This is a genomic window from Pseudideonella sakaiensis (genome assembly GCF_048320135.1).
In the GTDB taxonomy this organism is placed as follows: Bacteria; Pseudomonadota; Gammaproteobacteria; order Burkholderiales; family Burkholderiaceae_C; genus Ideonella_A; species Ideonella_A sakaiensis_A.
On record NZ_CP182947.1, the window covers coordinates 1,281,879 to 1,301,445 of the forward strand.

Consider the following 19,567-nt stretch of genomic DNA (forward strand, 5'->3'; position numbering starts at 1 on the left):
CTCGGTTCAGGCCTGCTTCGGGGCTTTCTTGGCCTTGGGCTTGCTTTTTCCGGCCACCTTCTTCTTCTGCGCCTGCGCCGCCGGAGCAGCATCGGCCGGGGCGGTCGCAGTCGGCGCCGCGATCGAGGTGGCCGCAGGCACGGCGGGTGCGGCCGGGGCAGCGGTCGGCGTTGCAGCAAAGGCGCTGAACGAAATGGCGGTTGCTGCGAATGCGGCGAGAAGCTTGTTCATGAAAAACCCTCAGGGTGGCTGACCGGGCCGGTCAGAGCAGACAACGCCGGCTTCTCAGTGCCGGTTGACAGTGTCCTGCCCGACTTTTTTCAGTCGAAGCGGCCTTCGCGCAGCCATTTCGTCGCCACCCATTTTTCGCCGGCCAGCACCGGCGTGCCGCCGTGCAGGCTGCGCGTCATCGGATGCGGGCGGTCGTAACTGAAAAACACCGCATTGCCCTTGATCGGTGCGACTTCGAAACGGACATCGGGGAAAACCGTCGAGCCGCCGCGCTCCGGCGTATTCAGATAGATCACGAGCGATGCGACCCGCTGACCGCCTCGCTTCAGGATCGACGGCGTGCCCGGCTGGGCCGGGTCGAAATAGTCGTAGTGCGGCTTGTATTCGGCGCCGGGGCCGTAACGCAGCACCTGCAGCCCCTCGCCATTGACGACCGGCCAGCTGACCAGTTCGGCAATCCTTTCTTCGATGCGCCGGCACAGCGGCGTCTGGCCGCGCTCGAAGAACATGCCTTCGCTGGTGCGCGCTTCGTTGACCTCGCTGCCGCCGTTGTCGAGCTTGACGGTTTCGGAGCGGTGCAAGCGCGCGCGCGCCTGTTCGATCAATTCGTCGCACTCGTCGTCCGACAGCAACTGGCCGAGCACGACGATGCGCGGATTGAGCATGCTCGCGAGCACCGGCACCTTGCGGTCTCCGGCGTCGAGCAGCGGCACACGGTCGAGCGACATCGGTTCGGGAACGACGACCGGCGGCGGCAGGCCGTTCTTCAGGGCATGTTCACTCAGAAAACCACGCAAGGTCTCCTCGAGCGCGACGATCGCGACATCCTCGTTCCATCCGCTGGCCAGCATCGATTGCAGCACCGCATCCGGCGGCTGCCCGCTGGTAGCCTGCTCGACGATCCACTGCCTGAGCTCTTCGGTGATCACCTGGGTGCTGCTGCTGGTCTGGCTCATGCGGCCTCCTTCCTTCGAAATACCAGTCGATCCGGCGTCGACACCTCGCCAGCATAGCGATAACCCTCGGCATCGAAGCCATGCAGGCCACCCGGCGTCTCGATCCGGTGCGAGACGGCAAAGCGGGCCATCAGGCCCCGCGCGCGCTTGGCGAAGAAACCGATCACCTTGTAGCCGTCGCCTTTCCAGTCTTCGAACACGCAATGGACGAGACGCGGTTTCAGGCGCTGCAGCCGAACACCACCCAGGTATTCCTGCGACGCGAGGTTGACGATCACCGGGCTGGCTTCGGCACGGGCGCGCCGGTTCAGGTGCTCGGCCAGCAGGTCGCCCCAATAGGCATGCAGGTTGCCGCCGCGCCGGTTCGGCAATGCGGTGCCCATCTCGAGCCGGTAAGGCTGCAGCGCATCGAGCGGCCGAAGCGCGCCATACAGGCCGGACAGGATCACCAGATGCTGATCGGCCCACTCGAGTTCGTCATCGTCGAGGCTGGCCGCATCGAGGCCGCCGTAGACATCGCCGGCAAATGCCAGCACCGCCGGCCGGCTGTTTCGCTCGGTGAACCGCGGCCGCCAGGCGTCATAACGGGCGACGTTCAGTTCGGCCAGATCGGGCGACAGTTTCATCAGCGCGGCGATCTGCTGTGCCGACTGGCCGCGCAGGATCTCGATCAGTTCGCTCGCTTCGGCGACGAAGGCCGGCCGGCGGACCGGCAATGGGCGGCGCGGGCTCTCGTAATCGAGCCGCTTGGCGGGAGACAACAGGAAAAGCATCGGGACAGGATCCGGACAACAACGGCGCACACTCTAGCGCGTCCGCGCCGATGATGGCATCGGACGGCAGATCCCACCCTACGGTCAGGCCGTGCCGCCGCCGAGCGCTGCAATGATCTCCGGCGGCGCCTGCACCAGTTCAATCAGCACACCTTCGCCGGCAATCGGAAATTCGTCGTTGCTTTTCGGATGCAGGAAGGTGATGTCGTGGCCGGCTGCGCCCTTGCGGATGCCGCCCGGTGCAAACCGCACGCCATTCGCGCTCAGCCATTCGACCGCACGCGGCAGGTCGTCGATCCACAGACCGATGTGGTTCAGCGGCGTCAGGTGCACCGCCGGCTTCTTGTCCGGATCGATCGGCTGCATCAGGTCGACCTCGACCCGGTTCGCACCAGTCCCCATGGCGCAGATGTCCTCATCGACATTTTCGCGTTCGCTGACGAAATTGCCGGTCACCTCGAGCCCGAGCTTGTCGACCCACAACTCGCGCAGCCGCTCCTTGCTCGGCCCGCCGATGGCGACCTGCTGGATACCGAGAACCTTGAAAGGTCGTGTCATGTTGCCCTCCGTCGTTTTGCCGGGGCTGCCCGTGCATCTGTTGTAGGAGCGGCTTCAGCCGCGATTCCTGCATTGCCACCACCGCAAATCGGGGCTGAAGCCCCTCCTACGGGGCACGCCACCAGGCCTGCAGAAGACCCAATCGCGGACATACCCGGTCGGGGCTGGCGGCGGATGGAGGGACTATTCAAACCGCATGATGACCTGATCGACTGAGAGGCTGTCGCCTTTCGCGGCGGAAATTTCCGCCACGACCCCATCCTGCGTGGCGACCAGGATGTTCTCCATCTTCATCGCCTCGATCACCGCGAGTTTTTCGCCGGCGCTGACCTTCTGGCCGGCTTGCACCGCGATGTCGACCAGCAGCCCCGGCATCGGCGACAGCAGGAAACGCGACAGGTCCGGTGGCGCCTTGAATTTCATCAGCCCGAGCATCTTCGCGGCAAACGGCGAGACGACCTTGGCATCGATCTGGTTGCCGTCGTGAATCACGCGGTAGGCCAGCCCGATGCGCTCGATCTGCGCGCAGAACGGCTTGCCGTCAATGTTGCCGTGGATCACCAGTTCGCGCAGCGGCGTGTCGAAGACGATGTGATGGCTGATGTCGCCGAGCATCACGCGGTAGCCGCCACCGGCATCGGGCTGTACGCTGGCCGGTACGCAGTCGAGCTTGCCTGCGGCATCGCTGGTGACGACGACGACATCCGGCGTGACGACAAACTCATGGCCCGGCATCTGGCCGCTGATCCGCGCCGAGCGGTCGAGGTGGATGCGATTGGCAACCGCCGCCAAGGCACGCAGCAGCGTCAGGTCGACCTCCGGCAGCACATCGGCCGAGAAACCGTCCGGATATTGCTCGGCGATGAAGCCCGTATTGAAATCGCCGGAAACGAAACGCGGGTGCGCCAGCAGCGCGGCCTGGAACGGGATGTTCGAATTGATGCCGCGGATCGCAAACGCATTCAGCGCCTCGCGCATGCGCCGGATCGCATCGTTGCGATCGCTGCCGTGCACGATCAGCTTGGCGATCATCGAGTCGTAGAACATCGGGATCTCGCCACCTTCGACGACGCCGGTATCGACCCGCACACCGCCACCGGCCGGAACAGCCTCGGCGGCGGTCCAGGTTTCGGCCGGCGGCTTGAAGCGGACCAGCCGGCCGGTCGACGGCAGAAAGCCGCGGAACGGATCCTCGGCATTGATGCGGCATTCGATCGCCCAGCCGTCTCGCTTGATGTCGGCCTGCGTGAACGGCAGCTTCTCGCCGGCGGCGACGCGGATCATCAGTTCGACCAGATCGACGCCGGTGATGCCTTCGGTCACCGGATGCTCGACCTGCAGCCGGGTATTCATCTCGAGGAAATAGAAACTCTTGTCCTTGCCGACGACGAACTCGACGGTGCCGGCCGACTGGTAGCCGACCGCGCGCGCCAGCTGCACTGCCTGCTCCCCCATCGCCTTGCGGGTTGCGTCATCGATGAACGGGCTCGGCGCCTCCTCGATCACCTTCTGGTGCCGGCGCTGGATCGAGCACTCGCGTTCCCATAAATAAATGATGTTGCCGTGGCCATCGCCGATCAGCTGGATCTCGATGTGGCGCGGCTCCTCGACGAACTTCTCGATGAAGACGCGGTCGTCGCCGAAGCTGTTGCGCGCCTCGTTGCGGCATGACGAGAAGCCGTCGAAGGCCTGCTTGTCGTCCCACGCCACGCGCAGGCCCTTGCCGCCGCCGCCGGCGCTGGCCTTGATCATCACCGGATAACCGATGCCCTTCGCGATCTCGACCGCATGCTCGGGTGTATCGATCGCGGCGTTGTAGCCGGGGATGGTATTGACCTTGGCTTCGTCGGCGAGTTTCTTCGACTCGATCTTGTCGCCCATCGCGGCGATCGCCTTGTGTTTCGGCCCGATGAAGACGATGCCCTCCTCCTCGACCCGGCGCGCGAATTCGGTGTTCTCGCTGAGAAAGCCGTAACCCGGATGCACCGCCTGCGCACCGGTCTGCTTGCAGGCCTCGATGATCTTGTCGATCACCAGATACGACTCGCGCGACGGCGCCGGCCCGATGCAGACCGCCTCGTCGGCCAGCTCCGCATGCCGCGCATCGCGATCGGCCTCGGAATAAACCGCCACCGTCTTGATCCCCATCCTGCGCGCCGTCTTGATGACGCGGCAGGCGATCTCACCGCGGTTTGCAATCAGAATTTTTTCAAACATTTGTTCCTACCTCTTCATCCGCAAACGGGCAAGCGAAGCGAAGCCCGAGATCAAGCCACCGCCAAGGATCCGGCTTTGCCGGTCCGATGGTGGGCGCCCCTTGGGGGCAGGAGCGAAGCGACTGGGGGGCCCACATCAAAGCGGGATATTGCCGTGCTTCCGCCACGGGTTCTCCAGCTTCTTGTCGCGCAGCATCACCAGCGAGCGGCAGATGCGCTTGCGCGTCTCGTGCGGCTGGATCACGTCGTCGATGAAACCGCGTGCGCCGGCAACAAACGGGTTGGCAAAACGCGCCTTGTATTCGGCCTCCTTCGCCGCGAGTTTTTCCGGGTTGCCCTTGTCCTCGCGGAAGATGATCTCGACCGCGCCTTTGGCGCCCATCACCGCGATCTCGGCGTTCGGCCAAGCAAAATTGACGTCGCCGCGCAGGTGCTTGGAGCTCATCACGTCATAGGCACCGCCATAGGCCTTGCGGGTGATCACGGTGATCTTCGGCACCGTGCATTCGGCATAGGCATACAGCAGCTTCGCGCCGTGCTTGATGATGCCGCCGTATTCCTGGCTGGTGCCGGGCATGAAACCGGGCACGTCGACGAAGGTGACAACCGGGATGTTGAAGGCATCGCAGAAACGCACGAACCGCGCCGCCTTGATGCTGCTGCGGATGTCGAGGCAGCCGGCGAGAACCAGCGGGTTGTTGGCCACGATGCCGACCGACTGCCCTTCCATGCGGCAGAAGCCGATCACGATGTTCTTCGCGTGTTCCGGCTGCAGTTCGAAGAAGTCGCCGTCGTCGGCCACCTTGACGATCAGTTCCTTGATGTCGTAGGGCTTGTTCGGGTTGTCCGGCACCAGCGTGTCGAGCGACCAGTCGAGCCGGTCCGCCGGGTCGTTGCTGGGCCGCACCGGCGCCTTTTCGCGGTTGTTGGTCGGGATGTAGTTGAAGAAGCGGCGCAGCATCAGCAGCGCCTCGACATCGTTGTCGAAGGCCAGATCGGCAACGCCGCTGCGCGAGGTGTGGGTCGCGGCGCCGCCGAGGTCCTCTGCGGTCACCTCCTCGTGCGTCACCGTCTTGACGACTTCCGGGCCGGTGACGAACATGTAGCTGCTGTCCTTGACCATGAAGATGAAGTCGGTCATCGCCGGCGAATAGACCGCACCACCGGCACACGGGCCCATGATCATGCTGATCTGCGGCACGACGCCGGAGGCCATCACATTGCGCTGGAACACCTCTGCATAACCGCCGAGCGATGCGACGCCCTCCTGGATGCGCGCGCCGCCCGAGTCGTTCAGCCCGATCACCGGCGCGCCGACCTTCATCGCCTGGTCCATCACCTTGCAGATCTTCTCTGCATGCGCCTCCGACAAGGCGCCGCCGAAAACCGTGAAATCCTGGCTGAAGACAAAAACCAGCCGGCCATTGATCATGCCGTAGCCGGTGATCACGCCGTCGCCCGGGATCTTGTTGTCGGGCATGCCGAAATCGGCGCAGCGGTGCTCGACGAACATGTCCCATTCCTCGAAGGTGCCGGTGTCGAGCAACAGTTCGATGCGTTCGCGCGCGGTCAGCTTGCCCTTGCCGTGTTGTGCGGCGATGCGTTTTTCCCCGCCGCCGAGGCGCGCCTTCGCTCGCTTTTCCTCGAGCATCTGCTGGATGTCGTGCATGGATGGTTTCTCCGGATCAGGGGTTGTGGTTGGTATTCGGATCGGTGTGGTGGAACATCTCGAGCAGCTGCCGCGCCGCGACCGAGGCGGCGAGCCGTCCGGCGCGCACCTCGGCGACCAGGCCGGGCAATGCCGAACGCACCGGCGGAAATGAGCGAAAACTCGACTTCAGCCCGGCATCGATGCGTTCCCACATCCAGGCCTCGTCCTGCGCGCGGCGGCGCCGCTGCAGCTTGCCGTTCGCGGACTGCAGCTCGCGGAAGCGCTCGACGAGTTGCCAGAATTCGTCGACGCCACGCTGCTTCAGCGCGCTCAACTGCATCACCTGCGGGTGCCAGACCGATTCGTCGTGTGCGGCGTGCAGGCCGAGCAGGCGCATCGCGCTGGTGATCTGTGCACGCGCACGGGTCGCAGCCGCATCGTCGAGGTCGGCCTTGTTGATGACGACTAGGTCGGCCAGCTCCATCACGCCTTTCTTGATCGCCTGCAGGTCGTCGCCGGCATTCGGCAACTGCAGCAGCACGAACATGTCGGTCATCGCCGCCACCGCGACCTCGCTCTGGCCGACGCCGACGGTTTCGACAATCGACACATCGTAGCCGGCGGCCTCGCAGACCAGCATCGATTCGCGCGTCCGCTCGGCGACGCCGCCGAGCGTGCCGGATGCCGGGCTCGGGCGGATGAAGGCATGTTCACTGACCGACAGCTGTTCCATCCGTGTCTTGTCACCGAGGATCGATCCGCCCGACACACTCGACGACGGGTCGACCGCCAGCACCGCGACACGGTGGCCGCGCTCGATCAGGTACAGGCCAAGCGCCTCGATGAAAGTGCTTTTGCCGACGCCCGGAACGCCCGAGATGCCAAGCCGCAGCGAATTTCCGCTGCGCGGCAGCAGCGCATTGAGCAAGGCATCGGCGCGGCGCCGGTGTTCGGCCCGCGTCGATTCGAGCAGCGTAATCGTCTTCGCGATTGCCCGCCGCTGCGCCATCGACACCGCACCGGTCACGGATGCATAAAGCGCCTGTTCGCTTGATTCGAGCATGGCCGACGCAGCGCCGGCAGCGGGCGGGTCGAGGCGTTCGGGATCGGCGCGCTGCATGGTGCGTGTCAGATGCGCTGGGCCGGAGGCAACACCGTTGGCTCGCCCTGTTGCCGGGCCGGGCGCCGGTAGTAGAGGTCCCATTCGCCTTCGGCCTGCAGGACAAAACCATGGCGCAGGTAGAAGCGGTTGGCCGCACTGTGCTTCAGCGCAGTCACCGAAACCGCCTTTGCCTTTGCATCGGCATCGCGCAGCACCTGCTCGAGCACCCACGAGCCAATGCCCTGGCCTTGCGCATTCGGATGGATATAGAGGTGGTCGAGCAGCCAATCCTCGTCGCGCGGATGGACGACGACGAATCCGACCAGTTCTCCGTCCTGCAGGATGTGGCGGGTGTGGGCCGGCAGAAAGCCGCGGCACAGCCGCTCGCGTGCGCGCTGCGGATCGAAATGTCCGGCACGCTCGAGGCTTTCGCGCATCGCCGCCATCCGCAACGCAAACAGCGCCTCGAAATCGCCATCGCCGGCCGGCGTCAAGGCCAGTCCGGACGGCAGCGGGCGGTGGTCGGTGCTCACCGCGTGATCGCTCAGGCCGCCACCTGCGCCTGTCGAATCTGTTCGAGCACGCCTTTGGCACTGACCGGTATCGGCGTGCCCGGCCCATAAATGCCCTTCACGCCGGCGGCATGCAGGAAGTCGTAGTCCTGCGCCGGGATCACGCCGCCGACGAAGACGATGATGTCGTCTGCGCCCTGCGCCTTCAAGGCCTCGATGATCGCCGGCACCAGCGTCTTGTGACCGGCCGCCAGTGTCGACACGCCGACCGCATGGACATCGTTCTCGATTGCCTGACGGGCGCATTCCTCCGGGGTCTGGAACAACGGCCCGATATCAACGTCGAAGCCGAGGTCGGCAAATGCCGTCGCGACGACCTTCGCGCCGCGGTCATGGCCATCCTGGCCGAGCTTGGCAATCATCACGCGCGGCCGGCGGCCCGCCTGCTCGGCAAACTCGGCAATCTCGGTCTTCAGCCGCTCCCAGCCTTCGGCACTGTCGTAGGCGGCGGCATAGACACCGGTGACCTTCTGGATGTCGGCGCGGTGGCGGCCGAAGACCTTCTCCAGTGCCTCGCTGACCTCGCCGACCGTTGCCCGCAGCCGCATCGCCTGCACGCTGAGATCCAGCAGGTTGGCCCCACCATCCTTCGCGGCGGCTGTCAATGCATCGAGCGCACGCTCAACCGCGGCAGCGTCGCGCGATGCACGCACCTTTGCAAGACGGGCAATCTGGCCTTCGCGGACCTTGACATTGTCGACCTCGAGGATGTCGACGGTGTCGTGCGATTTCAGCTTGTATTTGTTGACGCCGACGATCACGTCCTTGCCGCTGTCGATGCGCGCCTGCTTCTCGGCCGCGCTGGCTTCGATCTTCAGCTTGGCCCAGCCGGAGTCGACGGCTTTCGTCATGCCGCCCATCGCCTCGACCTCCTCGATGATCGCCCAGGCGGCGTCGGCCATTTCCTGGGTCAGCTTTTCCATCATGTAGGAGCCGGCCCAGGGGTCGATCACATTGGTGATGTGGGTTTCCTCCTGGATGATCAGCTGCGTGTTGCGGGCGATGCGCGACGAGAATTCGGTCGGCAGCGCAATCGCCTCGTCGAAGCTGTTGGTGTGCAGACTCTGCGTGCCGCCAAAGACCGCGGCCATCGCCTCGATCGTCGTGCGCACGATGTTGTTGTACGGATCCTGTTCGGTCAGGCTCCAGCCCGAGGTCTGGCAGTGCGTGCGCAGCATCAGGCTCTTCGGGTTCTTCGCGCCGAAGCCGCTCATGATGCGGTGCCACAGCAGCCTCGCGGCGCGCATCTTCGCGATCTCGAGGTAGAAATTCATCCCGATCGCCCAGAAAAAACTCAGCCGCGGCGCAAAGCCGTCGACATCCAGCCCCTTGGCAAGCGCCGTCTTCACATATTCCTGGCCATCGGCGAGCGTGAACGCCAGTTCGAGTGCCTGATTGGCACCGGCCTCCTGCATGTGATAACCCGAGATGCTGATCGAGTTGAACTTCGGCATCTGCTTTGCCGTGTATTCGATGATGTCGCCGATGATCCGCATGCTCGGCTCGGGCGGGTAGATATAGGTGTTGCGGACCATGAACTCCTTCAGGATGTCGTTCTGGATGGTTCCGCTGAGCTTGTCGTGAGGCACACCCTGCTCTTCCGCCGCGACGATGTAGCCGGCCAGCACCGGCAACACCGCACCGTTCATCGTCATCGAGACCGAGACCTTGTCGAGCGGGATCTGGTCGAACAGGATCTTCATGTCCTCGACCGAATCGATCGCCACGCCGGCCTTGCCGACGTCGCCGGTGACCCGCGGATGGTCGCTGTCGTAACCGCGGTGCGTCGCCAGGTCGAAGGCGACGCTGACGCCCTGCCCGCCGGCGGCCAGCGCCTGGCGGTAGAAGGCATTCGAATCCTCGGCGGTCGAGAAGCCGGCATATTGGCGCAGCGTCCATGGCCGCACCGCATACATCGTCGCCTGCGGGCCGCGGATATACGGTGCAAAGCCGGGCAGCGTGTCGGTGTGTGGCAGGCCCTGCAGATCAGCAGCGGTGTAAAGCGGCTTGACGGTCAGGCCTTCCGGCGTCGTCCAGTTCAGTGCCTGCGGATCACCCCCGGGGGCCGACTTGGCCGCGGCCTGCGTCCACAGCTCGAGTTGCGTCGAATCGGGAAACGGCGGTTCGGACTTGGCAGCAGACATGGATTTCCTCTTCGACAGAGTCTGCCGAAACGCAGACCCACGGTGACGGTGGCAGAACCGTATCACGCCGACGACGACAGCGGAATCGCTGGCCGCAATCGGCGGCCAGCAGGCGCAAAACGGACCGGCGGATCAATCGATGCGCCATAATTAGGAACGTAATTATAGCCATCAGCTGCCTCGACCAGCCAACCGATGCCAGACGACAACGACCTGTCAACCGCCCGATCGCCGACCCGTGCGCTGTACGAGCAGGTCGCCGAGCTGCTGCGCGCGCGCATCCTGTCCCATCGGCTGGCGCCGGGCAGCTGGATCGACGAGCAGGCACTGGCAGCGGAATACGGCATCAGCCGCACACCGCTGCGCGAGGCGCTGAAGGTGCTGGCCGCCGAGGGCCTGGTGACGATGAAGCTGCGCCGAGGCGCCTTTGTCACCGAGGTGTCGGAACGTGATCTGTCGGAGGTCTATCACCTGATGGGGCTGCTCGAAAGCGATGCGGCGGCGACGGTCGCCCGCGAGGCCAGCGCCGAACAACTGGCCGAACTGCAGCAGTTGCACGATGCGCTGGAAGCCGGCCTGCCAGATCGCGATGCGTTTTTTGCGGCCAACGAGCGTTTTCACATGCGACTGCTCGAGATCGCCGACAACCGCTGGCGCATCCAGCTGGTCGCCGATCTGCGCAAGGTGATGAAGCTGAACCGCCACCACTCGCTGTTCCGCCAGGGCCGGCTCGAGGCGTCGCTGCAGGAGCACCGCGAACTGATGGCGGCAATCCGGGCACGCGATGGCGAGCGCGCATTGCAGCTGATGCGCGCGCACATCAGCGCCGGCCGGGACGCTGCCGCCGGCGCCTGAGCGCCGCGGCCTCCGGTTCCGTCGCGATCGACGGCGCTACGCTGCCGATGTCCGCCGGGCAGCGCCCGGCTTGACGGTCGGCCCGGGCTCCAGCAGCCATTGCCGCAGGCAGGCCGCGACCTCGGCGACCGCCTGCTCGTGCGACAGGCCGCTCGCGAGCAGCGAACGGTGAACGGTGAAATCGAGCATTGCGAAGGCCAGCGCAAGCCGGCTCTTCGCGACGCGCCGGCCGTGCACCGTGGAGTCGAGCAGCGCGCGGCGGGTCGATTCTTCCTGCTGCATGAATCCCTCGACCTGCTCGAACTTGCCGCGATCCGAGCGCACCAGCCCGAACATCGGGCAGCGCTGGTAGAACGAAAATACCGCGTCGACCAGCACCTGCAGCCGCTCATCCGCGCTGCTGATGCCGTCGAGGATGTCGGGTGTCGGCGGCTGGGTCAGTTCGAGCGTGTAGGCGCCGCAGGCATCGATGACGTCGCCGTAGCTCGGAAAGTGGTGGTAGACGCTGCCGATCGCGACATCGGCGCGTTGCGCGATGTCGCGCATGCTGGTCGCGGCAATGCCTTTTTCGCCGTGCAGCTCGTAGGTTGCGCGGACGATGCGTTCACGGGTCTGCTCGGCGCTCTCCGAGCGCCGGGCCATCCGGTAGGGACGTGGGCACATCCGTCGATTCTCACCCGGCGCGGCAGCCGTGGCGGCCGGCCGCACCCGGCATGCGGATCAGTGGACCAGTTCGCGCGCCAGGCCGCGCAGCATTGCCGCGCCGTCGTCATCGCGGCGGGCCTGGAAGACGCTGCCGTGCATCACCGCGAGCGTGCGCGGCTGCAGGCCGGCGAGACGCTCCAGGATGGTCGCGGTGCCCGGGCCGAGGCTGTACGGATCGGGCTCGCCTGCGGCGACCCCCGCGCGGCGGAAGGCCTCGCTCGGCGCCAGCAGGTCGTCCGACGTCAGCGGCGGCAATTCGTGGCCGCCCTGCGTGAACAGGTCGCCGCACAGCAGCGTCCGGCTGCCTGGCTCCCACATCAGCCCGGTTTCCCAGTTGTGCGGCAAATGCGGCGTGTCGAGCCACATCAGTTGACGTTTGCCGATGCGCAGCATCTCGCCATCGGCCAATGCACGCGGCGGGCGCAGCGCGAAGTCGCCGACCGAGACCATCGCCGCCGTCGTACTGCAGACCGGCACGCTGTGCGGCGCGACCTGCAGAAAATCGTTCAGCGCGCCGCATTCGTCGGACTCGAAATGCGACAACGCCAGATAACGCAGCCGCTCGAGCGGCATCACCGCGGCAATCGCCTCGCGCACCAGCGGGAAAATCGAACGCATGCCGGTGTGGAACAGCAGCGGCTCGTCGTCGAGCACGAGGTATTGATTGAAGCTGAAGCCGCCGGGAAAAACCGACGGCGGCATCGGCGTGGAGATGCGGTGGATGCCATCGGCGATTTCGTCGATGCGGGTTCCGCTGTGGGTATCGATCAGCATGAAAAAACTCCTTGCGTTGAACTGCATGAAGGGGCGAGAACCGCAGTGTCAATCGGCCAGCTATTTAATTGATCAACTGTTCGATCAATGTAATGGCAGCGCGAATCGTTTGTCAAGGGGGCAAGTCGACCGGCCTGCCTTCACCCGATTCGCTACGATCGGCCCGCCGCGCTCCGCGCGTTCGCCCGTCAGGGCTTCCGATCCGACCACCCAATGCTCAAATCCGTCCTGCTTTTTCTCCACCTCGCCGGTGTCATCGTCTGGGTCGGCGGCATGTTCTTCGCCTATTTCTGCCTGCGGCCGGCCGCGGTACGCACGCTCGAGCCGCCGCAGCGGCTGCCGCTGTGGGTGGCGAGCTTCGAGACCTTCCTGCGCTACACAGCCATTGCGGTTGTCGTCATCGTCGCCAGCGGTTTCGCGATGTTCCTGCCGGTTGGTTTTGCACTCGCGCCTCCCGGCTGGCATGTGATGCTGCTGGCCGGCCTCGCGATGGCGGCGATCTTCGGCCACGTCAATTTCGCGCTTTATCCACGGCTGCGCCGGCACAGCGAGGCCGCGCGATGGCCGGAGGCGGCGGCGGCATTGAACGCGATCCGCCAGTTCGTCGCTGTCAATCTGGTGCTTGCGGTGGTTGCTGTCGGCGCCGCGGCGCTGGCGCGCTGAGCATTGCGACCGGCCGGGCCGCTGCGACAATCGTCGGATGAGCAAGCCCCTGCCTCGTTTGTCGCTGATCGCCGCGCTCGACCGCAATCGCCTGATCGGCGTCGACGGCGTGCGCATGCCCTGGCACCTGCCGCAGGACCTGCGGCATTTCCGCCGCACGACAACAGGCCGGCCGGTGATCATGGGCCGGCGCACCTTCGAGTCGATCGGCAAACCGCTGCCCGGAAGACTGAACATCGTGTTGTCGCGCAGCGGCGCCATCGAGGCGATTGCCGGGAAGTTGCAGCCGGCGGCCAGCCTCTCGGATGCACGCCGGATCGCCGAGGACTGGATCGCCGCGCAGACGGCAGGATCGCCGCTCGACCCGGAAGTGATGGTGATCGGCGGCGCCGATGTCTATGCCCAGGCCATCGACGGTGCAGACCGGCTCTACCTGACAGAGATCGATGCCGCCTTCGACGGCAATGTCCACTTTCCGGCGTTCCGCGAGATGCAGCCGGGCTGGATCGAGAGTTCCCGGGAAACCCATCGCGCCGAGCCGCCGAACGATTTTGCCTATTCGTTTGTGACCTACGACCGACTTGCGGAGCCATCCACATGAAGCTGTTCGTCTCACCACGCGCGCCAAACCCGCGCCGCGTCACGATGTTCATCGCCGAAAAGGGCATCACCGGGATCGATGTCGAACTGGTCGAGATCGGCAAGGACCAGCACCGCAGCGCCGAATACCGCGCGCGCAGCCCGCTGGCCAAGGTGCCGGTGCTCGAGCTCGACGACGGTCGGGTGCTCGGCGAAACGCGGGCGATCTGCGGCTACCTCGAAGGCCTGCATCCGGAGCCGAATTTGCTGGGCCGCGACTTCGACGAGCGCGCATTCATCGAGATGAGCGACCGCCGGATCGAGCTTTATCTGATGGGCGGCATCGCGAACTGGATCCGCCATACCCATCCGGGGCTGGCGCCGCTCGAGCAGCCGCAGTTTGCCGACTTCGGCGAATCGCAGGGACAGAAGATGCGCGATGTTGCGCGCTGGCTCGACTCCGAGCTGGCGAGCCGCCCGTTCGTGGCCGGCGAGCGTTTCACGATCGCCGACATCACCGCGTTCTGCGCCCTCGAATTTGCGCGCGGGCTGAAAAAGTACCGGCCGGCCGATGAGGGCCTGGCGCACCTGCAGCGCTGGCGCGACCAGGTCGCCGAACGGGACTGCGCGCGCGTGTTTTAGCGATCGAGCCTGGTCAGGCCGGTTCGCCGGCCGTCGTGCGCGGCGGCGGCGCCGTTGCGCGGGCCGCGCCGGCGTCGGCATCGTCCGCATCGAGTTTCACCGCATGGCCGTGCAGCTGGCCGAACACGTCGGTGATGGCCTGTTTCTCCGATTCGAGTGCCAGCGACTGGCATGCCCGCCGAAGTGCATCGGCGGCCTGCTGATGGGCGGGCATCTTCAACGACAACACAGCCTGTTCGGCGATCGATGCCAGCAGTTTCTGCATCCGGATGATCACCTCGAAGATCGCCGCGCCGTCGCGGGAAATCGGGTCGAAACCCTGCCGGACCAGATCGGTCTCGTCGATCTCGACCAGGCTCAATCGGTCGAATTCGCCGCTGTCGGTCGAATTCGGGTTCGGCCGCGTGCTGATCAGGATGCGCGCCATCGCATTCATCACCGAAATCGCAGTGCCGGGATCGTTGACCGCCGGCGACAACGCGCGCTGCGCGACCTCGCTCAGCACGATCATCCCGAACCGCGGGTCCTGGTCGAAACTGCGCATCTTGCCGAGCAGCACCGCATTGCGCGCACGTTCGAGATCGATGTCCTCGTGGCTGCTCTCGATGTACAGCAGCACGGTGCCGGGGTCGACCAGCGTGCCCGGCCTGGCCATGATATGGATGCGACCGTCGATCTCGACCGCCATCGCCTGCAGTCCTTCAATGTTGATGTGACGGACGTAGGCCACCTCCTCGCAGCGCACCGGTACGCCGACCGGCTCGGTCGGCGCGCTCAGCAGCGCACCCATCGTCGGCCGGTCGCGGTAGTTCTGCATCGCATTGGTCGTCGCGACCTCGATCTTGTCGATCGTATTGCCCATCCGGCCGAGCGACGACATCGTCCTGACCCAGCGGATCAGCGTATAGATCAGGTAGATCAACACCGCCAATGTGCTGATGAACAGGATGAAGCGGCCGGTCGGTCCGTAATAGCTGACGCCGAGCGCCGACTTGGCGATGATCGAATAGATGAAGGCCGAGATGAAACTGGCGATCGCGTTGTGTGCATGCTCGTCGCCGATCACCAGTGCGGTGGCGCGAGGCGTCGCCGCTGCCGATGCCGACGCAAAGGCCGACACCATGATCGACAGCGAAAACGTCGTCACCGCCAGCATGCTCGATGCAATCACCGTCAGCAGGCCGTCGAGCGTATCGCGTTCGATTTCAGGGAAATTCTTCGGCAGGTCGAGCTGATTGCCGGCCGCAGCGAACAGCGCGAAGCCGATCGCGAACAGGCTGCCGATCGCCGGCTTGACCCAGAGCTGGTTCTCGTTGTCCTTGACCCAGAGAAAAAATCGGTACATCGGGAAGAGGCCTTCCGATCGGCGGCGAATCGCGGTCTGCAAGGTTAACCGGAACTCGACCCCGTTCCCGCCAGGGACAGCCGACGAATGTCGCCGGCGCGATGGCCGACAATCCGGGGCCGCCGCCGGCTGACACCTGTCCGGACCGGCCTCGCCGCGTTCGCCTCCCAGCTGCACATCGCCGCGCCGAATTTCCCCCGAACTCGATGACGACGAATCCGATCCCCGCCCTTCCCGAATTTTTCCCGCAAGCGCTGCCCGAGCTGAACCTGCTGATCGCCTTCGGCGTGCTGCTCGCTTTCGGCACGCTCGGCGGCATCCTCGCCGCGCGATTGCGCTGGGTGCCGACAATCACCGGCTTCATGCTGCTCGGGCTGCTGATCGGCCCGAGCGGCATCGGCCTGCTGTCGCGCACCGACCTCGCCAGCGCCCGCGTGCTGGTCGACATCGCGCTCGGGCTGATCCTGTTTCGTCTCGGCGCGTCGCTGCATCCGTGGACGATGGCGCGCAACCGCGGCCTGATGCTGACCAGCCTGGCCGAAAGCGGGCTGACCTTTGGCGCGATCCTGGCGCTGATGTGGTGGGCCGGCACCGATCCGATGATCGCGGCGATCGCCGCGGCGATTGCGGTGTCGTCGTCACCGGCGGTGCTGATCCATGTTGCCGACGAGCTGCGCGCCCGCGGTCCGGCGACCGAGGCGGCGAAATCGCTGGTCGCAATGAACAACATCTTCGCCTTCGTGTTGTTCTCGTTTTCGCTGCCGCTGGCGCTGCGCAGCGTCAATGTGGAGCTGACGACTGCGTTGCTGGTGCCGACCTACCAGCTGTTCGGCGCGGTCGTCGTCGCGCTGGTGGTGGCCTGGGTGGTCACCCGGATCGCACTGCAGACGCGGGTCAGCGAGCAGCATTTCCGCTTTGCGCTGGTCGTCGGTGCGGTGATGCTCGGCCTCGGGCTGGCGGTTGCGCTGAAGGTCTCGACGCTGTTCACCGCGCTGTCGCTCGGTGTCGCCTGCCGATGGCTGCAGGGCCGCTCGCGGCTGACGGCGGTCGAATTCGGCGGCGGCGGCGATGTTTTCTTCATCATCCTGTTCGCCTTTGCCGGCGCGACGATGCACCTCGATGACCTGTGGCAGTACGGCGGCGTCGCGGTTGCCTTCGTCGTCGTTCGCAGCCTCGTCAAGTGCCTGTCGATCTACGGCTGCGGGCGGGCCTTCGGCTATTCGCAGAAGCAGTCGCTCGGCGTCGGCCTGATGCTGGTGCCGATGGCCGGGCTGGCAATCGGGCTGGTGCACACGACCGGCAGCATGTTGCCGGAAGTCGGCGCGCAGATCACCGCGATCGTTTTTGCCGCGGTCGCGATCCTCGAAACCATCGGCCCGCCACTGGTCGCATTTGCATTGCGGCTGACCGGCGAGGCCCACGATCCCGCCCGGCAGAATGTGCCGGCACGGCCGCCCGTGGCGGCGACTGAGCAGCCTGCGCCGGCACTGGCTGCGGTCGACGAGAAGTGATGCGCTGGCGGCTCAGCGCTTGTCGGTGCCCGGCTGCCCGGCAAGCTGTGGCGCCGGCGGGCTGACGGTGTCGTAGCGGCTGATCAGCGTGCTGCGCCATTCGGGCAGGTGGCGGGCGATCAGCCCGAAGCGCATGATGTCGCGCGCCTGGCTGCGGCCGCAGAACAGGATGCGGTCACCGGCGATCAGTTCATCGTCGAGCGCCGGCAGCAGATCGCGCTGGTTGTCGCGCTGCAGCAGCAGCGGGATCGCATGGACCAGGCTGCCGCTGCCATCGTTGCGCGTCATCAGCCGGCGCGGCGTGAAGATCTCGCCCTGCGCAAGCAGGATGCAGATCGTCGGCGCCGTCGCCGGCACCAGCTCGACCGACCAGGATTCGACGATCTCGTCGCCGATCACCTCGCGCATCCGCGCCAGCAGCGCTGCCGCCCAGTCTTCGTCCTCGTTGCGCGCCTGGCGCAAAAAGGTCGCCAGCTGCGGCGCCCGGATCACGCGCAAAACCTCTGCAGCAATGATGTAGCCGCTGAGCATCACCAGGTCGGTCGGTGCGGCATGGAAGACACCGGTGTTGCGCCGCTGCGTCTGCCGCGCGGTGATGAACAGCCGCTTGTTCTGCGAGCGGGCGGCCAGCACGATCGTCAGGTTGTCGATGTCGACCGCGGTACCGGCGACCAGCGCGGTCGCTTCGGACAGATTGGCGCGCTCCAACACTGCCGGATCGGTCGGGTCGCCTTCGATGAATTCTTCGTCGGCGATTGCCGAATCGTTTTCCGGCGCAATCACCGTCGTCTCGATATCGAGCCGCTCGAGCTGGCGGCGCAGCGTCCGCGTGAACAGCCCGCTGCCGCACAGGATCCAGCGGCCACGCGGCAGTTGCGGGACCTCCTGCATCGCGGTGCCGCCCTGCGTCGTCAGCGCCTCGTAGATCACATGCAGGCTCGGCGTGCGCATCGACAACGCAACGCGCTCGGCAAACACGTCGAACGGGTTGATGATCTGCTGCGCGCCGGCAGCCGCCATCCGGCCATGGGCGGCGTGGTCGCGGGCCGCGCACAACACCGGCATGTCCGGATGCAGCAGCCGGGCGGTCAACGCGATCTTGATGTTGATGAAGTCGGAGCCGGTCAGCGCCAGCACCGCGACGCAGTTCGGATGCGTCAGGCCGACCGCGATCAGCGACTTCGGGTCGCTGGCATCGGCGCACAGCGCCGGCACGCTGGCTGGCAGCGGGTCGATCTCGACCGAGTCGACACGGTCCTGGTCGGCGTCGATCACGACGAAGCGACTGCCGTCCTCGGCCAGTTCACGGGCGACGCGGGTGCCGGCATCGTCGTAGCCGCAGATCAGATAGAACGGCATGTCGAGACGGCGCACGGCGCGCTCGATGCGGCTCTGGTGGACGATGCGGCGAAACAGCGGATCCTGCAACACGCCGAACAATGCGCCGATCGCATACAGCCAGGCCAGCACGGTGGCGTAGATCGATGCGGTGGCCCACATCCGCTGGATGTCGGAAAACGGGTACGGGATCTCGCCGAGCCCGATCGTCGTACCGAGAAAGCTGACGAAATAGAAGGCGTGCAGAAAACTCATCCGCCACGGCTGTCCGTCGGGATCGACGCCAGGCAGCAGCGTGAAGCCGACCACCGCAACCGCGTACGCGCCGATCAGTACCGACAGCGGCAGTCGCAGCCGCCGCAGCAGCAAGACGATGCCGAAACGCGCGCCGGGTGTGGCCGAACTCAACGGACAGCCCTCCGGTCACGGCGTGACCGCCTTCGCGATGCCGGCGCAACACCCGCTGCCGGCAGCCGCTGCGCGGCGCTCATCGCCGCAGGCTGGCCATCTCGACAACCAGCAGCACCACCGACACGACGTTGGCGACCGTCGCACCGACCGCCAGCGACACGACGGTGGCGCTCTGTGGCGCGCTCAGATCGGCATTCGCCGAGGCATAAAGCCCCCAGCAGACGGCGGCGGCAATCAGTTGCAGATCGGCGACCAGGCTGGTGGCGAGCATCGTCGAACCGAGCGGCGAGCGATCGCCGAATTTCATCACTGTCGCGAACAGCGAGACGATCAACGCAGCAAACAGCTCATAGACATTGTGTTGATCGATGTCCGCCAGATCGCCGACGATGAAGCCGACGTTCAGGGTCAACGCCAGCACGATGATGAAGGCAAACAGGACGCGTTCAGTGCTCATGCCGGCTCGGGTCGGTTCGGATGCGACAGTCTAGTGCAGTGCCCGGAGGCTCGGGTCCGGGTCAGTCCCGCCAGATACCTGCAG

General features: G+C 65.6%; 19 protein-coding genes. 5 read left to right on the forward strand and 14 right to left on the reverse strand.

The window, feature by feature from the left end; translation table 11 throughout:
- Positions 1-6: 6 nt before the first annotated feature.
- The 9 genes from ACNH6H_RS05690 to scpA form a co-directional block, all read right to left on the reverse strand.
- Entirely contained in the window at positions 7-231 is a 225-nt protein-coding gene (locus ACNH6H_RS05690) for a hypothetical protein (RefSeq protein ID WP_418316364.1), read from the reverse strand.
- A gap of 89 nt (positions 232-320) precedes the next feature.
- Positions 321-1,187, reverse strand: coding sequence for a 2OG-Fe(II) oxygenase (locus ACNH6H_RS05695; RefSeq protein WP_418316365.1), 867 nt, complete (start codon positions 1,185-1,187; stop codon positions 321-323).
- On the reverse strand, positions 1,184-1,960 hold the full coding sequence (gene yaaA, locus ACNH6H_RS05700; RefSeq protein WP_418316367.1) for a peroxide stress protein YaaA: 777 nt from the start codon (positions 1,958-1,960) through the stop codon (positions 1,184-1,186). The genes ACNH6H_RS05695 and yaaA overlap by 4 nt, the downstream gene beginning before the upstream one ends.
- Positions 1,961-2,044: 84 nt before the next feature.
- Positions 2,045-2,518 (reverse strand): VOC family protein, encoded by a 474-nt coding sequence (locus tag ACNH6H_RS05705; protein ID WP_418316368.1) that lies wholly within the window; start codon positions 2,516-2,518, stop codon positions 2,045-2,047.
- Positions 2,519-2,701: 183 nt separating this feature from the next.
- On the reverse strand, positions 2,702-4,735 hold the full coding sequence (gene accC / locus ACNH6H_RS05710) for an acetyl-CoA carboxylase biotin carboxylase subunit (protein WP_418316370.1): 2,034 nt from the start codon (positions 4,733-4,735) through the stop codon (positions 2,702-2,704).
- A gap of 135 nt (positions 4,736-4,870) precedes the next feature.
- Positions 4,871-6,403: an acyl-CoA carboxylase subunit beta gene (locus ACNH6H_RS05715; RefSeq protein WP_418316371.1), complete on the reverse strand. Its 1,533-nt coding sequence runs from the start codon at positions 6,401-6,403 to the stop codon at positions 4,871-4,873.
- A 16-nt stretch (positions 6,404-6,419) separates the two neighbouring features.
- Positions 6,420-7,448 carry a methylmalonyl Co-A mutase-associated GTPase MeaB gene (gene meaB, locus ACNH6H_RS05720; protein ID WP_418321239.1) on the reverse strand — a complete coding sequence of 343 codons (1,029 nt, stop codon included), beginning with the start codon at positions 7,446-7,448 and terminating at the stop codon, positions 6,420-6,422.
- 65 nt (positions 7,449-7,513) lie between these two features.
- Positions 7,514-8,020, reverse strand: a complete 507-nt coding sequence (locus tag ACNH6H_RS05725; RefSeq protein WP_418316372.1) for a GNAT family N-acetyltransferase — start codon at positions 8,018-8,020, stop codon at positions 7,514-7,516.
- A gap of 11 nt (positions 8,021-8,031) precedes the next feature.
- Entirely contained in the window at positions 8,032-10,203 is a 2,172-nt protein-coding gene (gene scpA, locus ACNH6H_RS05730) for a methylmalonyl-CoA mutase (protein ID WP_418316374.1), read from the reverse strand.
- A gap of 213 nt (positions 10,204-10,416) precedes the next feature.
- Here scpA and ACNH6H_RS05735 point away from each other — a divergent pair, with 213 nt between their 5' ends.
- Positions 10,417-11,058, forward strand: coding sequence for a GntR family transcriptional regulator (locus ACNH6H_RS05735; protein WP_418321241.1), 642 nt, complete (start codon positions 10,417-10,419; stop codon positions 11,056-11,058).
- A gap of 36 nt (positions 11,059-11,094) precedes the next feature.
- Here the strand turns inward: ACNH6H_RS05735 and ACNH6H_RS05740 are convergent, their stop codons facing one another.
- Both ACNH6H_RS05740 and ACNH6H_RS05745 read right to left on the reverse strand, forming a co-directional pair.
- Entirely contained in the window at positions 11,095-11,721 is a 627-nt protein-coding gene (locus ACNH6H_RS05740) for a TetR/AcrR family transcriptional regulator (protein ID WP_418316376.1), read from the reverse strand.
- A 57-nt stretch (positions 11,722-11,778) separates the two neighbouring features.
- Positions 11,779-12,537: an MBL fold metallo-hydrolase gene (locus ACNH6H_RS05745; protein WP_418316378.1), complete on the reverse strand. Its 759-nt coding sequence runs from the start codon at positions 12,535-12,537 to the stop codon at positions 11,779-11,781.
- A 213-nt stretch (positions 12,538-12,750) separates the two neighbouring features.
- Between ACNH6H_RS05745 and ACNH6H_RS05750 the strand changes: the two genes are divergently transcribed.
- The 3 genes from ACNH6H_RS05750 to ACNH6H_RS05760 are packed head-to-tail and all read left to right on the forward strand — an operon-like array spanning position 12,751 to position 14,421.
- The gene (locus ACNH6H_RS05750) at positions 12,751-13,200 is read left to right on the forward strand and encodes a CopD family protein (protein ID WP_418316379.1); all 450 of its coding nucleotides are present in this window, start codon (positions 12,751-12,753) and stop codon (positions 13,198-13,200) included.
- A 49-nt stretch (positions 13,201-13,249) separates the two neighbouring features.
- Positions 13,250-13,801 (forward strand): dihydrofolate reductase, encoded by a 552-nt coding sequence (locus tag ACNH6H_RS05755; RefSeq protein ID WP_418321243.1) that lies wholly within the window; start codon positions 13,250-13,252, stop codon positions 13,799-13,801.
- A complete protein-coding gene (locus ACNH6H_RS05760; protein WP_418316380.1) occupies positions 13,798-14,421 on the forward strand; it encodes a glutathione S-transferase family protein in 624 nt (207 codons plus the stop codon). Before ACNH6H_RS05755 ends, ACNH6H_RS05760 begins: the two co-directional genes overlap by 4 nt.
- A gap of 13 nt (positions 14,422-14,434) precedes the next feature.
- Here the strand turns inward: ACNH6H_RS05760 and ACNH6H_RS05765 are convergent, their stop codons facing one another.
- A complete protein-coding gene (locus ACNH6H_RS05765) occupies positions 14,435-15,766 on the reverse strand; it encodes a DUF2254 domain-containing protein (protein ID WP_418316382.1) in 1,332 nt (443 codons plus the stop codon).
- Positions 15,767-15,972: 206 nt separating this feature from the next.
- Between ACNH6H_RS05765 and ACNH6H_RS05770 the strand changes: the two genes are divergently transcribed.
- The gene (locus ACNH6H_RS05770) at positions 15,973-17,277 is read left to right on the forward strand and encodes a cation:proton antiporter (protein WP_418316384.1); all 1,305 of its coding nucleotides are present in this window, start codon (positions 15,973-15,975) and stop codon (positions 17,275-17,277) included.
- A gap of 12 nt (positions 17,278-17,289) precedes the next feature.
- On the opposite strand, the gene ACNH6H_RS05775 is transcribed toward ACNH6H_RS05770, so the two are convergent.
- Positions 17,290-19,023 (reverse strand): potassium channel family protein, encoded by a 1,734-nt coding sequence (locus ACNH6H_RS05775; RefSeq protein WP_418316386.1) that lies wholly within the window; start codon positions 19,021-19,023, stop codon positions 17,290-17,292.
- 79 nt (positions 19,024-19,102) lie between these two features.
- The gene (locus ACNH6H_RS05780) at positions 19,103-19,483 is read right to left on the reverse strand and encodes a DUF6394 family protein (protein ID WP_418316387.1); all 381 of its coding nucleotides are present in this window, start codon (positions 19,481-19,483) and stop codon (positions 19,103-19,105) included.
- Between the last annotated feature and the right edge of the window lie 84 nt (positions 19,484-19,567).